Annotated in this window: 12 protein-coding genes and 1 other annotated feature; of the genes, 6 read left to right on the top strand and 6 right to left on the bottom strand. The window is 60.3% G+C overall.

Annotated features, from left to right (window positions below):
- The first annotated feature begins 8 nt into the window (after positions 1-8).
- Positions 9-2483, top strand: a complete 2475-nt coding sequence (locus B0G52_RS29730) for a glycosylhydrolase-like jelly roll fold domain-containing protein (protein ID WP_369827161.1) — start codon at positions 9-11, stop codon at positions 2481-2483.
- Between the two features lie 54 nt (positions 2484-2537).
- On the opposite strand, the gene B0G52_RS29725 is transcribed toward B0G52_RS29730, so the two are convergent.
- The 6 genes from B0G52_RS29725 to ilvA all read right to left on the bottom strand — a co-directional run bounded on the left by B0G52_RS29725 (position 2538) and on the right by ilvA (position 7666).
- The gene (locus B0G52_RS29725; protein ID WP_094050056.1) at positions 2538-2816 is read right to left on the bottom strand and encodes a transposase; all 279 of its coding nucleotides are present in this window, start codon (positions 2814-2816) and stop codon (positions 2538-2540) included.
- Between the two features lie 13 nt (positions 2817-2829).
- Positions 2830-2973, bottom strand: a complete 144-nt coding sequence (locus B0G52_RS36005) for a hypothetical protein (protein WP_198960755.1) — start codon at positions 2971-2973, stop codon at positions 2830-2832.
- Between the two features lie 74 nt (positions 2974-3047).
- Positions 3048-3623, bottom strand: a complete 576-nt coding sequence (locus tag B0G52_RS29720) for a TVP38/TMEM64 family protein (protein ID WP_094050055.1) — start codon at positions 3621-3623, stop codon at positions 3048-3050.
- 37 nt (positions 3624-3660) lie between these two features.
- Complete coding sequence (locus B0G52_RS29715; protein WP_369827160.1) at positions 3661-4866, bottom strand: MFS transporter; 1206 nt, start codon at positions 4864-4866, stop codon at positions 3661-3663.
- Entirely contained in the window at positions 4847-6061 is a 1215-nt protein-coding gene (locus B0G52_RS29710) for an MGDG synthase family glycosyltransferase (protein ID WP_158223940.1), read from the bottom strand. Before B0G52_RS29710 ends, B0G52_RS29715 begins: the two co-directional genes overlap by 20 nt.
- 336 nt (positions 6062-6397) lie before the next feature.
- Positions 6398-7666: a threonine ammonia-lyase IlvA gene (gene ilvA / locus B0G52_RS29705; protein WP_094050053.1), complete on the bottom strand. Its 1269-nt coding sequence runs from the start codon at positions 7664-7666 to the stop codon at positions 6398-6400.
- A 108-nt stretch (positions 7667-7774) separates the two neighbouring features.
- Positions 7775-8037, bottom strand: a binding site (T-box leader).
- Positions 8038-8272: 235 nt separating this feature from the next.
- Between ilvA and B0G52_RS29700 the strand changes: the two genes are divergently transcribed.
- From B0G52_RS29700 to B0G52_RS29680, 5 genes are all read left to right on the top strand, one after another.
- Positions 8273-8839: a hypothetical protein gene (locus tag B0G52_RS29700; RefSeq protein WP_094050052.1), complete on the top strand. Its 567-nt coding sequence runs from the start codon at positions 8273-8275 to the stop codon at positions 8837-8839.
- Positions 8840-8983: 144 nt separating this feature from the next.
- Positions 8984-10177, top strand: a complete 1194-nt coding sequence (locus B0G52_RS29695) for a stalk domain-containing protein (RefSeq protein ID WP_158223939.1) — start codon at positions 8984-8986, stop codon at positions 10175-10177.
- A 237-nt stretch (positions 10178-10414) separates the two neighbouring features.
- Positions 10415-12751, top strand: a complete 2337-nt coding sequence (locus B0G52_RS29690; RefSeq protein ID WP_369827164.1) for a 3-hydroxyacyl-CoA dehydrogenase/enoyl-CoA hydratase family protein — start codon at positions 10415-10417, stop codon at positions 12749-12751.
- 86 nt (positions 12752-12837) lie between these two features.
- Positions 12838-14025: a thiolase family protein gene (locus B0G52_RS29685; protein WP_094050049.1), complete on the top strand. Its 1188-nt coding sequence runs from the start codon at positions 12838-12840 to the stop codon at positions 14023-14025.
- 45 nt (positions 14026-14070) lie between these two features.
- Positions 14071-15858: an acyl-CoA dehydrogenase family protein gene (locus B0G52_RS29680; RefSeq protein WP_094050048.1), complete on the top strand. Its 1788-nt coding sequence runs from the start codon at positions 14071-14073 to the stop codon at positions 15856-15858.
- Positions 15859-15860 lie beyond the last annotated feature (2 nt).

Raw genomic sequence — 15860 nt, 5'->3', positions numbered from 1 at the left:
TTGAACAAGTGAATCGACTTGAAGCGATGAGAGAGCATTTTGTTAATCCGTCCGCCGAATACAGCCCGTTGCCGTTCTGGTTCTGGAACGACGAATTGTCGCGGGATGAGCTTATCCGGCAAATTCGCGACTTTCATGAGAAAGAGGTCGACGGGTTCGTCCTTCATCCGCGCATGGGTCTGCCGCGTTCGCTTCCCTATCTTTCCGAGCCGTTCATGGAACTGGTGGACTCGGCCGTTGCCGAAGCCGACAAGCTCGGGATGAAAGTGATTCTGTACGACGAGGGGATGTATCCGTCGGGCTCCGCATGCGGAATGGTCGTCAAGACAAACCCCGAATATGCGAGTCGGGGCTTGCAGATTAGAGAATTGTCCTGCAAGGCGGCGGACGGAATTCATGAGTTCCCGATTGCGCTGCTGCCGGGAGAGACGCTGATTTCGGTTCAGGCCGTTCGCAAAGCGTCGCCCGCGACAATCGATCCGGAACGGACCGTCGTCCTCGAACCCGCGAACAATCGCGTCCGGTTTGCTCCTTCCGAGTCCGGGGAGTGGTCGGTTCTTCTGTTCGTCGAAACCTATTCGCGAGGGACGATACGGGGAATTCACGCCGGTCAGGACGATGGAGAGCCGGACGCCCCGCTGGCAGCGGACCTGCTGAATCCGGATGCCGTTCAAGCTTTTATTTCTTTAACGCACGATAGATATTACGAGAAGCTGAGCCGATATTTCGGCACGACGGTGATCGCCTTTTTTACGGATGAGCCGGATTTGCTTGGCCGCGGGCACATAGAGGGACTAAAGCCATGGACAAGGGGTTTCCTTGACGAATTCCTGGCGGGAGGGGGGGCGGAGAAGGACTTGCCGCTGCTCTGGTACGCGGCCGGGGCGCAGAGCGTTCATACCCGGGAGATCTATGATACGGCGGTTCGAAATCGGATGGCGCGTACTTATTATAAGAGGCTGGCGGATTGGTGCGAGAATCACGGAATAGGTCTGACCGGCCATCCGGCCGGCAGCGACGACATCGGACTGCTTCAGCATTTTCACATACCGGGCCAGGATGTCGTCTGGAGATATATCGCTCCGGAGAAGAATAAGGGCGTCACGGGGGTACACAGCACGATGGGCAAGTGCTCGTCCGATTCCGCTCGCCATCGCGGCAAACGGCGCAACATGAACGAAGCGTTCGGCGTCTGCGGAATCGAGGGCGGCTGGTCGTTAACCGCAGACAATATGAAGTGGTATCTCGACTGGTTGTTCGTTAGAGGCGTTAACTTGATTAGTCCCCATGCCTTCTACTATTCCATTCGGGAAGAACGCAGGGACGAGCGGCCGCCGGACGTCGGACCCCATAATATCTGGTGGCCGGAATACGCCCGATTCTCCAGGTACATCAAGCGGATGAGCTGGCTGATGACCGATAGCGCGAACGAGGCGGAAGTTGCCGTGCTTGCGGGAGAGGCTTCCTTGCCATGGAGGTTGGTAAAGCCGCTGTACGAACGTCAAATCGAGTTTAATTACTTGGAAGACGAGCTGTTCCGCGGATCATGCGATTGCAAGGACGGAATGCTGGAGATTGCCGGATACCGATACAGGGCGGTTCTCGTGGATGGTGAGCGTCAGCCGGACCCGGAAAGCTGGAACAGGCTCGAAGCGTTTTGCCGGCAAGGCGGCGTCGTTATCGAACTGGTCAACGAACGCGGAGGCTTGAAGGACATCGGACAGATTCGCGTAAGCCAAGCGGAAGCTGCGGCGGACGCGCTGGCGCGCGAACTGGACGTTCATTCCTGGTTAGAGCCCGCTTCGCCTGCCATTCGGATCAGCTGCGTGAAGAAGGACGATTGCTATTTCTATGTTCTGGTGAATGAAGGAGAAGACGAGTACGAAGGCGCGTTCGGAATGAAGTATGCCGGTTACGCCGAGTTTTGGCGCCCCTGGACGGGACAATGCGAGGCGGTGCGGATCAAGGAACGCCAAGAGGGACAAGCCGCTGCCGTTCGCATCGAACGGAGGGAGTGTCTGATTGTTGCCGTCGATCCGAGCCGCGAGCCTGTTCGCGGAGACGTTGCCCTGAACGAATGGACGATGACGGAAGATTTGTCTTCAGGCTGGCGAGTGGCGGCGGGGCCGCGGACAGGGGATTTGCCGGAGCTTGAATCATGGACGAACTGGGACGGGATGGGGCATTATTCGGGAACGGTTGCGTACGAAAATATATTCGACCTCGATCATCCGGGGAAATGGGAGCAGATCGAGCTCGATCTGGGAGAGGCGCATGAGTTCGTTCGATTGGAAGTTAACGGCCGGGAAGTTGGGTGCCAAATGTGGAAGCCCTATCGTTTCGGAATCGGGCGCGAGCTGAAGCCGGGACTGAACGTATTGCGCGTATCCGTCACGAACAGTCTGGCCAACCGTTACGACGGGAAATCCCTTCCGTCCGGATTGCTTGGACCTGTACGGCTTAGGGGAGCTGGATTAAAATAAAGCGCCAAGCCCCGGACGGAGATCTCTCCGGGGCTTGGCGCTTGCAGGTATAAGCTATTTCTTCCCCGGGGCCACCTGCCGGCGGGGGTGATCGATCTTGCCGATCTTGTCCGTATCGTCTTCCTTCGGTACGAGCCGAGGATCGGTTCGGCCTTCGTGGTGGTTATCGAAGGCGAACTCGGTCAGCGTCCATTCCGTCTCGCCGAGAATGACATCGGAAGGGAAGACGTCCCCCCGTTTCAGCTTCTGGGCTTGTCCGGCCTCGTTCTCGTACACGCCGTCCACTTCGACTTTTTCTCCGGACATCGGGTCCATTCTTTTGGATTCGCTCATCTCGCGCTCCCCCTCACAATCCGTGTTTCGGAACGGCGGCTCTGTCGGCTTCGGATTGCAGCCGCTCGGCCGCTTCCTTGCCTGCTCCGGTCCGATCCGCTATCGACTGGGCCTTGCTGGCCGCCTTCTGCTTGTCGGAAGGCTGTTTGCCGGACATGACCATTCCCTCCTTTGGCGTTCGAATGCCCGCTTAGGATTCCACGGGAGGGAGGGGGTTATGCTTAAGCGCTCCTATTGGTACCTGCTCTCGAGCTTGCGCCCTCCGAGCCACATCAGTCCGATAATCGAGATAGCCATGACGATGCGCCACGGATGATCGACCATCGCCTGCAAATCGTGTCCAAGGAAGCTCAAGATGAAAATCATAACGGCTTTGCCCAAGCCGATGGCGGTCATGAACGTATGGAACGGAATTCGCGACATGCCGGAAGCGATATTCACGAGGGCGGACGGCGAGAAAGGGAAGCAGGCCAGAATGAAAATCGGAGTGAAGCCCTTGCGCTCGATGTACGCGAAGAACTTCTCCGACCTCGGGAATCTCGCGCGAATTCGGGCTCCGTAGCGATTGCCGAATCGTCGCGCAAGGGAGAAGACGAGCAAGGCGCCGAGAGTAACCCCGATCCAGGAGTACAGAAAGCCGAGCCACATGCCGTAAGCGGCCGCGTTGGCGACGACGAAGACGACCAACGGCAGTACGGGAAGAAGCGCTTCGAGAAAAGGTAGTAAAATGCCGGGCAGCGGACCGAATTGCGAATAACGGTGCAGCAGCTCCTTGATCTCTTCGAGATTGAAATCCCCACTAAACATTGAAATTGCTCCATTCGACCCGTCCGGCGGACTTCGATTATTTCGCTCCCTTCGCCAAGGCGGGCGAGGTTTCGCCTCTGAACAGCCTGAAGGGGAAGAAGACGTAAAACACGCTGATTACGATGAACAGCAATCCGGCAATGCCGATGACCGAAGCTTCGGTATACCGGGTCGCGACCAGCCCGCCGATGACCGGTCCGATCATTCCCCCGATGCCCTCCACCGTGGAAAATACGCCCCATCCTAGCCCCTGCTGGCCTTGAGGAACATAGGCGGCCAGCAGGGCGTTCCAGGCCGGCAGCACGGCGGCATAGGAAATGCCGAGCACGAACGCCCAGAACAGGGCCAGTCCGAGCGGAGGATGCAGGGTGAGGGCGAACAGCACCAGGCCGAACGCCAGGAACCCTACGATAAGAAACCACTTTTTGCCGAAGGCGTCGGACAGCTTGCCCATCGGAATAAGGCCGATGACCGTACAGCCTCCGCCGATCATCAGCAGAATGGAATAATGAGTCGCGGTCATGTCGAGCGCGTTGACCGCGAAGCTCGGCAGAATAGGGAGAAGCATGCCCGCGCCGAGCGTCTGCAGCACCATGCCGGGCAGCAGCAGCTTCATCTCGCGCAGCCGGCTGCCGAGTATGGAAAGCTGCTTGCGGAACGGCATAACGTCGATGTGCATGCTTTTCCCCCCTTTAATCAGGAGGGAAAGAAGCCATGCCGCCAGCGAAACGCCGACCATGACCCAGTAGCTGAGCTGCAGATCGTAATCCAGCAGCAGGTTGATGACGACCGGTCCGCTGCCGAGGCCGACCAGCCAGACCGTATACAGAAATCCCATCTGGGTGGCGCGCTGATCTTCCTTGATCTTGGTCAGGCAGACGATCCAAATCGGCGAGATGCCGATCCCGTACAGCGCCGCGGCCGCAATGAACACCCATGGGATATCCGCGAACTGCAGCGCCGCGATGCCCAGCAGGGAGCACAAAGCGCCGACGCCGACGACCATGCGGACGGACAGGCGGTCCAGCAAATATCCGATCGCCAGCTTAAGCCCGGTATCCGTAAAATAGTGTGCGGTAATGGCCGCCCCGATCACGTCGAGATTAAGGCCGAGAGCTTTGTCTCCATAGATCGGCAGGAAACTGATCAGCGCCGCTCCCCTGACGAATTCGATCAAATACAGAATGGTCAGGTAGAGGAGCATATCCGTGCGAAGCAGAGATTTAAGGGATGACTTGCTCACATGCAGCTCTCCTTTGCAACTCCGGTGAAGCCGGAACCAGGGACAAGTCGTCCCGATGCCTGAGCTTTCCGCTGTCGATGGCGGGAACCACTTCCATTATATTCAATTGGCGGGCAATATCCAAGGCGATCGTATCCGAGGCGTCCGGCTTGCGAAGCGAATAGATCGCCTGAAGCATCTGCTCGCGAAGCCGGGGCTTCTCGAGCCGTTCCGCTATAGCTTGCGTTAACTGGCCGATCGTTCTGCATATGACGGCGGCTCCTTTGCTTTCCAAATATCGGGCATTGTTATATTCCTGCCCGGGTACGGGGCGGTAGAGGAAGATCGGCAATCCGGCGGCGATCGCTTCAGACAGAGTCAGCCCGCCGGGCTTCGTGACGATGCCGGAGGCGACGGCCATCCAATCCTGTATTCGCTCCACGTAACCGAGAATCGTAACGTTGGGATTACCCCCGAGCTGAGTCTCGAGCGCTTGACGAAGCGCCCGGTTGCGGCCGCATACGACGACGACGCGAGCGGCGCATCGCTCGGCCAGGCTGCGGCATAGACTTGCTGCATGGACCGGCGCCATTCCCGCGCTGGCCATGACCAGAATGGTCGGTCGCCCGACGGGGAAAGCCGTTCCCGCAGACAGAGTCTGGAACTCGGGACGGATCGGGATGCCCGTCGCGGCAACCCGATGCGGCTCGATCCCCAGCTCGCAGAGCTGACGGCGCATATCGTCCGTCGCGACATAGTACTTGTCGATCGCGGGATGAACCCAGCGCAGATGCAGATCGAAGTCGGTAATGACGTTATACATCGGAATTTTGCGGCGCATCTTGTGCATGACTTGCGGGCAGGCCAGCGTCGGAAACGTATGGACGATGGCGTCAGGACGCTCCTTTTCCACCATCTTCAGCAAGGCCGGCACTCCGAACGAATGCAGCCACGAGGCGAACATCGAATCCGGCTTCATCGTTTTCGTGCGCTGGTACACCCAGCCGTAGGCTTGGGGCAGCACGGAATAGCTTTTACGGTAGACGAATCGGCTTACCCCGTTTAGCACGGGATGCGACTCCTCCAACAGATCGACGAGCTTAACCTCCACGTTGCCGAGTTTGGCGAAGCTCTGCCGCAGCGCGGACGCGGCTTGCCAATGTCCATCTCCGAAACGGGCGTACAGGATGAAAACTTTCAGCGGGTTATACATCATGCTCGCACCTCGCATAGTCTGGTTAGTCGAAACGATCATTCTCCATCCACTGTAACCCTCAAGTGTAAATCCGGGATAAAGCTTAGGAGGCGGCACGTCAATTCCGTTGAAACCCGTACTTATTATTTTTGGCGAATCAGGTGTCGGTTATGCGGCGGCGCGCGAAAAAACGCTTGTAGGAAGAGGGTTTGGGCGAAAAGGGAGAACGGATGGCAACGGGGGAGGAGGAGGAGCTGGACGACAGGCGTGCGTGTGGGGGACGAGCGGTTAACCATATAATAAAAGCCGACGCTTGGACAGCGTCGGCTCTGGAAGAAGTCCCGGCTTGGCGGAACCTCAGATCAGCAGATTAAACAGCAGAGGGTCTTTGTTGAGCTCGATAAATTGGAAGCCTTTGTTCCTCATCCGTTCCAGCAGCCCGTCGCAGTCTTCCGGACTCTTAAGCTCGATGCCGACGAGCGCCGGTCCGTTTTCCTTGTTGTGTTTCTTCGTGTACTCGAACTGGACGATGTCGTCGCCGGGGCCGAGCACGTCGTCCAGAAACTCGCGCAGCGCTCCCGCTCTCTGCGGGAAGTTGATCATGAAGTAATGCTTAAGCCCCTCGTAGATGAGGGAACGCTCCTTGATCTCCTGCATCCGGTCGATGTCGTTGTTGCCGCCGCTAATGACGCAGACAACGTTCTTGCCGCGCAGCGCCTCCGGGTCCATCGCCGACAGCGCGGCGACGGTAAGCGCCCCGGCGGGCTCGGCGACGATCGCGTGCTCGTTGTACAGTTCCAGAATCGTCGTGCAGACCCGCCCTTCCGGCACGACGGCGATGTCGTCCAGCAGCTCGCGGCAGACGGCGTACGTCAGCTCGCCGACCCGTTTGACCGCCGCTCCGTCCACGAACTTGTCGATCTCCGTGAGCGTAACGACCTGCTGCTCCTCGAATGCCTGCCGCATGGAGGGCGCTCCTTCCGGTTCGACCCCGATGATGCGGGTCGCCGGGCTGATCGCTTTGATATATGTCGAGACGCCCGCCGCCAATCCGCCCCCGCCGATCGTCACAAGCAGCACATCGATGGAAGGCGCGCCGCCTTCGATGATTTCTTTGCCGATCGTGGCATTGCCCGCGATGATCCGGGAGTCGTCGAACGGATGGACGAACGGCAAGCCTTCCTGCTCGCTGACGCGCACGGCTTCCGCATAGGCGTCGTCGAACGTGTCGCCGATCAAGCGGATGTCGACTTTGTCTCCCCCGAACAGCTTCACTTGATTGATTTTCTGCCTCGGCGTGGTCGCGGGCATGAAGATCATGCCCGGAATGTCCAGCCTGCGGCAAGAGTAGGCGACGCCTTGGGCATGGTTGCCCGCGCTGGCGCAGACGACGCCCCGGCTTCTCTCTTCCGGGGACAACGAGGCGATCAAGTAGTAAGCCCCCCGTATTTTAAAGGAACGGACGACTTGTTGATCCTCCCGTTTCAAATACACATTGCAGCCGAACTTGGCGGACAATGCGGGATTCAACTGCAGAGGAGTGGGGGCGATCACGTCCTGCAAAACGCGGTGGGCATTCAGAATATCGGCAAGCTGGACGGCATATTGTTCGGAGCGGGCGTTCATTTCGAAATCATCCTTTCTGCCGGCGTCGGCATATAAGCGTATAAGTGTAAGTTCAAAAAGTCCGGTTTTTCAGCAACCGCTATAAGAATACAAAAAAACCGCCCCCTGGAAAGGGACGGATCGTTATCCGTGGTACCACCCTCGTTCCCGATTTTGCATTAGCGAAGTTGCAACGTCGGGCGCTCGCTCGTCGTATAGAGTATATACGACTTCCCGTAACGGGGGAACCGTCGGCGCTTAATGGCAAATCGGATTCGGCGCCGCTTCTCGGGGAGGATATTGCACCGGCTTTCGATCGTCGGCTCTCAGCGTTTCGCCGACTCTCTGGAGATCGAAGGGCCCGGACAACTTGTTCCCGTCGTTGAATTTATTTATTGTTATACGCCTCTCTTCCCCCGAAGTCAACCATAAAGTGAGAGTTCAAAAAGTCCGGTTTTCAGCACCGAGAAGATTGGATGAAGACCGGGTATGAGGAGCGGAGCGTAGTGGAAGCTACGTGAGCACCGGAAGAACCGGCTGAATTCAAGATTCGATGTCGAGTCTTCTTCCCGGAATACTTCGTGATCAAAAGCGGGCTTTTTGAACAACCTCATAAAGGAGATTGCGATGAAAAAATTGTTGATTGGACTGTTCGTGCTCGTCTTCCTCGCCGTCATCGCGGGGGTAGGCGCGCTCTATTATGTGAAGCCGGACCGGTCTCTCGATCTGTCTTATGAGGAGGTGCCGCTCAAGGAACGCGCGATCGACATGGCCAAAAGGATGTCCCTGGAGCTCATCTTGACGGACGAGGACATCGGCAACCTGGCCAAGAAGTCGCTCGCGGACAATCCTCTCGTAGAGAACGACATCGTCGTGACCGGAGCGGAATTTACGCAGGAAGGCGATAGGTTGATCGCGGACTTGAACGTGCTGTGGAAGGATTGGGTTTCCGCCGAACTGCAGATTACGTATCGCTTGCGCTGGCAAGATCCGAACGTGATCGCCGACGTTCTGGAGGCCAGGATGAAGGGTGTGCCGCTGCCGAAGTCGATGCTGTCCAGCCGGGTGATCCCGATCGCCGATGAGCTGCCCAAGCCGCTGAAAATCGAAAGCATGAAGTGGGGACAGACGGAAGTCGGAGTGACTTTCCGCAAGCCGAGCCTCAAAGATTTGCAAGAACTGATTGGCGAATAGCCGCATTGGTCTGGAATTCTGCCGGACTTCCGGGCGCGGGGCGAATAAAATTTCGGCTTTTGTGCCAGACCGTCCAAACTAGCTGTTATAATAGACTAGATTCATAGACGGTTATTCATTACATAGAGAAAGATGGTGCGACAGTTGAAACGTTTGGCAATCGTGTTGTTCTCGGCAGTATTGGCGTTTACGATGGCGGGCACCGCCTCCGCTGCGACCGCAGGCCAGTCTTCGGCCGTCAAGATCAAAGTCAACGGCGAAACCGTCGACGTAGGAAGCGGGCTGCTGATCGAGAAAGGCAAAAGCTACATCGAGTATGCCGCTCTCTTCGATGCGCTCGGTTACGGCACGGAGCTGGACGCTTCTACGGAAATCCTGTACGCGGAATCGGAAGATTACGAGATTCAGGCTTCCGCGGAGGCGGACATCGCCATCGTGAACGGCCGGACGGTGCCGAGCACGGGCGAGATTATCGAACGCGACGGCCGCACGCTGATCGGGGTTCGCTTCGCGGGCGTGTTAACGAACCACAACGTGCTGTGGAACGGCAAGGATAAGACGATCTCGCTCGTGTTCCAAGGCCCGACTTCGGCGGACAAAGCATCCGTGAACGAGCTGTTCAGCAAGATGCTGCTCGTGGAAGCCGCCGGCGACGCGGAAGGAATCGTCGGGCTGATGTCGGACGACACCGTCTTGGATTTGGACGAAGTTCGGGCGAACTTCGAACAGGCCAAAACGAAGACCCAAATCACCGAGTTGAAGATCCAATCTTTCAGCCAGAGAGAAGCTGTCGTTCTCGTTATCGAAGATACGAAGAAGATCAGCGGAGGCTTCTTTCCGGACAACCTCGCGCAAGTTCGCTATACCCTTCACAAGGATTCCGCGAACGCTTGGAAGATCTACAACGTCGAAGTGCTCGGACTCGAGTACACGAACATTCCGGGATTGTTCGAGCAGCAGGCGACGCTGCCTGAAGCCGACAAAGCCGCGATCGGCAAAGTGTTCGAAGACCAAGTGAAGGCGGCCAACGAGAAAAACGCCGAGGCTTACGTCGCGACGCTAGCCGACTTCCCGGAGAAAGAGCTGCTGAAGGAACAGTTGGCGCAAATGTTCGAGACGACAACGCTTAACGTGACGAGCGAGCAAGTGACGATCGTCGATTACGATGCCGAGCAGGGCGCCGCTTCTGTGCTGGTCAAGATGGTATCGGAGACGGTGATGGGCGGACAGACGTTCAAGAGCCGCTCGGTCGTGCTCAACGACGCCGTCAAGGTCGACGGCAAATGGCTTCTGCAAGCGGAAGCGATTATACTTTCCAGCGAAGATTTGCAGCAGTAGGCGCGACATTCGCCGCTCTCCCGATCAGGGGAGGGCGGCTTTTTTGCGTTGGGCAGGTTGAGCGGCCAAGGGATCATCGGGATTGCCCGAGCAATTCTTCCGGGGCAGGCATGAGATAGACGCGGATATGTCCTTTTTTGCCGATGTGGGCATATGCACAGCGGCTTGCGGAATAAATTTACCAATATCAAGTCGATTCAAGGTGCGGCGGGGAGGTGGAGAGGCGGCTTGCGGAACGTGCGAAAAGCGGCGGTCATCGGAGCGGGGGTGATGGGCGCGGCCATTGCCGCGCAGTTGGCGAACGCGGGCATTCCCAGCCTGCTGTTCGATCTGGAGAGCAAGGCGGAAGAAGGGCGGGAGAGGTTGAAAAGGACGAAGCCGTCCCCGCTCTACGATCCGGCATCCATCGGAAGGATCGAAACCTGCGATTGGGAGAGGGAGTACGAACGGCTTGCCGAATGCGATTGGGTGATCGAAGCCGTAACGGAGAGGTTGGACGTTAAGATGGGCGTCTGGGCGCGCATCGATGCGGTATGGAGGCCGGGCATGGTTGTCAGCAGTGGCACGTCGGGGCTGTCCATCGATGAGATCGCCTCCTCGTGCGGAGAAGAGCTGCGGAAGCATGCGATGGTGACGCATTTCTTCTACCCTCCGAGATATAGGAAGCTTCTGGAGGTGGTGCCCGGTAAGGAGACGGATCGGCAGGCGTTGGAGGCGACGGCGTTGTTCTGCCGGGATCGGCTGGGCAGAGGGGTCGTGGAGGCGAAGGACACGCCGAATTTTATCGCCAACCGGATCGGAACGTATGCCCTGCTGGCTGCATTGCAAGCAAGGGAGAAATATGGCCTCACAATCGACGAGGCGGAGGCGGTAACCGGTCCGCTGATCGGGCGTCCCAAGAGTGCGACGTTCGGCATGCTGGACTCGGTCGGCCTCGATACGTTCTTGCAAGCGTGCCGCAATGTGAGGGAGAACGTGCCGGACCCGCTGGAGGCGGCGGCTTTCTCGAATCCGGCGTTGATCGAGCGGATGGCGGAACGGGGGTGGCTGGGAGCAAAGAGCGGCGGCGCCTTTTTCCGCGAGGACGATTCCGCGTCCGGGGAAGATCGCATACGGGTGCTGGACCCGGAGGCGATGGCTTACGTGTCGCGGAGCAAGCCCGTTTCCCGCACGCTCGAAGCGGCGAGACGGGCGGGCGGAGGGACGGCCGGCAAGTTGCGGGTGCTGCTGGAGGCGGCGGATCGGGACCGGCTGGGCGCTTTCGTCCGGGACGTGATCGACGATACGTTGTGCTATGCCGCGGAGAAGCTCGGGGAGATTGCCGACACCCCGATCGAGATCGACCGGGCAATGCGGTGGGGCTTGGACTGGGAGGCGGGACCTTTTGAATTGTGGGACGCGCTGGGCGTGGCGGAAACCGCGGCTCGCCTGGAGGAGAGAGGGAGAGCGGTGCCGGCTCCGGTAGCGGCCATGCTGGGGAAAGGAACGGCCTCGTTCTATGTGAAGAAGGCCGGAAGTCAGTTCTATTATTCGCAAGGGTATTACAAGTACGTCGAGGAGAGGCCGGGGGAAATCTCGTTAAGCGCGCAGCGGGACCGGGGACGGACGATCCTCTCGGAGGGCGGAGCGGATCTGATCGATCTGGGTGACGACGTCGCTTGTCTCGAATTCCGTTCTTCGAATAACGCGCTTGGTCCCGGCGCACTGGCTGCCGTTCGCCGCTCCGCGGAGGAGGTGGAGCGCAACTGGCGCGGACTGGTATTGGCGAACGAGGGGCGCAACTTCTGCGTCGGAGCGGATTTGATGCTGCTGCTGATGGAAGCGGAGAACGGCGAGTGGGAAGAGATCGACCTGATGGTTCGGGAGCTTCAAGAGAGCGTGCGGACGCTGCGCAGGCTGCCGCGTCCGGTCGTTGCCGCTCCGCACGGGAAGGCGTTCGGAGGCGGGGCGGAGATCTGTCTATCGGCGGATCGGACGCTGTATGCGGCGGAGACGTATTTCGGCCTCGTCGAGACGGGAGCGGGGCTGATTCCGGCCGGGGGAGGCTGTCTGGCTTCGGCCGTCCTGGCGAGGGAGCGGGCCGATGAAGCAGGGCTGGACGATGCGACGCAGCCGTTGATGCGGCTGTTCGAGTCGATCGCGCGGTCCAAGGTATCGGAGAGCGGTTGCGACGTGAAGCGCCTCGGCTATTGGAGGGGAGGCGATACGGTCGTCCTGCGCGACGAGACGCGAATCTACGAGGCGAAGAACGCGGTGCTGGAGCTGGAGCGCAGAGGTTGCGCCGTTCCGGAGCGGGATCGGCGCGTTGCGGTCGGAGGCCGGGAGACGGCGGCGGTTCTGAAGACGGCTGTCTCCACGATGCGGCGAGGCGGCTATATCTCCGAGCACGACGCGCGCATTGCCGGCAAGCTGGCTGACGTGCTGACCGGCGGCAGCGTGCCGGCGGGGATGGAGGTGAGCGAGCAGCGGCTGCTCGACCTGGAGCGGGAGGCGTTCCTTAGCCTGTGCGGAGAGCCGCTGACGCAGGCGCGGATGCGGCATTGGCTGGCGACGGGAAAGCCGCTTCGCAACTGAGGCGGGTCGGACGAGGCGAGCGGGAGTCCGAAGGCATGGGGAGCGCCTTCGAGCGGAATAGGCGGAGCGGCGAGGAGGAGAGAGGGATGAAGGGCAGGGAAGCCGTCATCGTGTCGGCGGTTCGCACGGCGGTCGGGCGCGGGAAGAAGGGCGGCTTCGCGCAGACGCGTCCGGAGGATTTGGGAGCGGCGGTGCTGCGGGAGGCGGTAAGCCGAGTGCCGGGTCTGCGGCCGGAGGACGTCGAAGACGTGGTGCTGGGCTGCGCGATGCCGGAAGGCGAGCAGGGGATGAACGTCGCGCGGCTTATCACGCTGCTTGCCGGCTTTCCCGTCGAGGTGCCCGCGGTTACGGTTAATCGCTTCTGCGCATCCGGCCTGCAGGCGATCGCGCAAGCGGCCGCGGCAATCCGGAGCGGGCTCGCGGATACGGTGGTCGCCGGCGGCGTGGAATGCATGAGCCGGGTGCCGATGATGGGGTTCAGACCGTCTCCGCATCCCGGCCTATGCGAAGCGATGCCCGCGGCGTACATGGCGATGGGCCATACGGCGGAGCTGGTCGCCAAGAGGTGCGGCGTGACGAGGGAGATGCAGGATCGCTTCGCCGCGGACAGCCATCGCAAAGCGGCGCAAGCGGCCGCATCCGGCAGATTTGACGACGAACTGATGCCTATCGCGACCGCCGTCGTCGAGCCGCGCCCGGCAACGGGCGAGCCGATTGAGCGGCCGATCACCGTCGCTCAGGACGAGTGCGTGCGCCCCGATACGACGATGGAGAAGCTCGCGGCGCTCAAGCCGGCCTTCTCTGTGAACGGGACGGTGACCGCGGGCAACTCGTCGCCGTACAGCGACGGAGCGGCAGCGCTCGTCCTGATGAGCCGGGAGAAGGCCGACAGCCTCGGCGTTCGGCCGCTGGCCGCGTTCCGGGCGTACGCAGTCGCGGGATTGCCGCCGGAGATTATGGGCCTCGGTCCGGTCGAAGCCGTGCCGCTGGCGCTGAGGCAGGCGAGGCTGACGCCGGAGCAAATCTCGCTCTGGGAGATCAACGAGGCGTTCGCGGCTCAATGCGTCCCCGTTATCGACCGGCTGGAGATCGATCCGGAGCTCGTAAACGCGAACGGCGGAGCGATCGCGCTTGGCCATCCGCTCGGCTGCACAGGCGCCAAGCTGACCGTGACGCTGCTGCACGAGCTGCTCAGGCTGGGCGGCGGTTACGGCGTTGTGACGATGTGCGTAGGGGGCGGAATGGGAGCGGCCGGCGTTTTCGAAGCTATGTGAGCCTGCGGCTTCGGCGAATCGAAGCGAGGAAAGGAGGCGACGGCGGTGGCAGAGCCGGTCCGTGGAGGAGGAAGGTTCGTCGTCGACGATGCGGAGCCGCGGCATATCGCGACTCCCGAAGATATTACGGAAGAGCAGCGACAGCTCGCGGATGCGGCGACGGCGTTCGTGGAGCGGGACGTTCTGCCCTTCGACGCCGACATTGAGAAGGCGGATTACGGGCTGACGGTTCGGCTAATTCGCCAAGCGGGGGAGAACGGCCTGCTCGGAGCCGTCGTGCCCCAAGCCTGCGGAGGCCTGGGGCCGAACAATACCGGCGCCGCGCTGCTCGCGGAGAAGCTGGCTCCCGCCCCGTCGTTCGCATTGTCCTTCGCGGCGCATGCAGGCAACGGCACGCTGCCGATCGCGCTCTTCGGCACGCCGGCGCAGAAAGCGCGCTGGCTTCCGAGACTCGTCGCCGGGGAGCTGATTGCCGCCTCCTGTCTGACCGAACCCGAATCCGGTTCGGACGCGCTCGGCGTTCGAACGTCCGCGACGCTGAGCCTGGACGGAACGCATTACGTGCTGAGCGGTTCCAAGCTGTACATTACGAACGCCGGCTTCGCCGATCTGTTCGTCGTCTACGCGAAGGTGGACGGCTTGCAGTTCAGCGCTTTCGTCGTCGAACGGGGGACTCCGGGTTTTACGATCGGCCCCGAGGCAGACAAGATGGGGATTAGCGGAACTTCGACCTGTCCGCTCTTCTTCGAAGATGCGCGCGTTCCGGCGGACCATCTGCTGGGCGAGGTCGGCAAAGGCCATCTGATCGCCTTCAACATTCTGAATCTCGGCCGCTTCAAGCTGGCGGCCAGTTGTCTCGGCGGCATGAAGGAAGCAATCGCGCTTGCCTCCGCCCACGCGAACCGGAGAAAGCAGTTCGGCAAGGCGATCTCTTCGTTTCCGCTCATCGGAGCCAAGCTGGCGGAGATGAACGCGCGCGCCTTCGTCGCTGAAAGCATGGTGTACCGAACGGCGGGGTTGCTCGACGAGGCGTTGTCCGGAGCCGATCTCGACAGTCCGGATGGCGGGAAAATAACGGCGATGGCGATCGGGGAATACGCGCTGGAATGTTCCGTCAACAAAGTATTCGCTTCCGAAGCGCTCGACTTCGTCGCCGACGAGGCCTTCCAGATCTATGGCGGCCGCGGCTACGTCCGGGAATACAAGGTCGAGAGAATCTACCGCGACGCGCGCGTTAACCGCATTATCGAAGGGACGAACGAGATCAACCGGCTGCTCATCCCCGCCGCCCTGCTGAAACGGGCGCTCAGAGGAGACCTGCCCTTGATCGAGGCGGCCCAGTCGCTTCAGGAGGAGCTGCTGAACCCGTCCCCTCTTCCGCTAACCCCTTCTTCCGCGGCCGATCCTTTGGCGAAGCCGACGGCCGTTCTATCGGCGCTCAAGAAAACGTTCCTCATGGTCGGAGGACTCGCGGTGCAGAAGCACGGCTTGAGATTGGAGAGGGAGCAGACGATCGTAGCCTCGCTCGCGGACGCGATGATCGACATCTATGCGCTGGAGAGCGCCCTCCTTCGCACTCGCAAGCTGGGACTGTCAAGGAGTTCCGAGGCTGCCAATCCGGCCGATATGACGGCTCTGTTCGCGGAACAAGCGGCCGAGCGGGCGGGAGCGCGTTCGCGCGAGGTGCTGGCGTCGCTGGAGCGGGGCGATCCGCTTCGTCTGCAGCTGTCGGTGCTCAAGCGCCTGCTTCGTCTCGTCCCCGGGGATACGGCGGTCTTGCGCAAACGAATAGCCGCGCGCGTCGTCGCGGCGGAAGCCTATGTTAGCCTATAAAA

The organism is Cohnella sp. SGD-V74 (genome assembly GCF_003001675.1).
Taxonomy (GTDB): domain Bacteria; phylum Bacillota; class Bacilli; order Paenibacillales; family Paenibacillaceae; genus Cohnella.
This window is presented reverse-complemented; position numbering and strand designations above follow the sequence as displayed.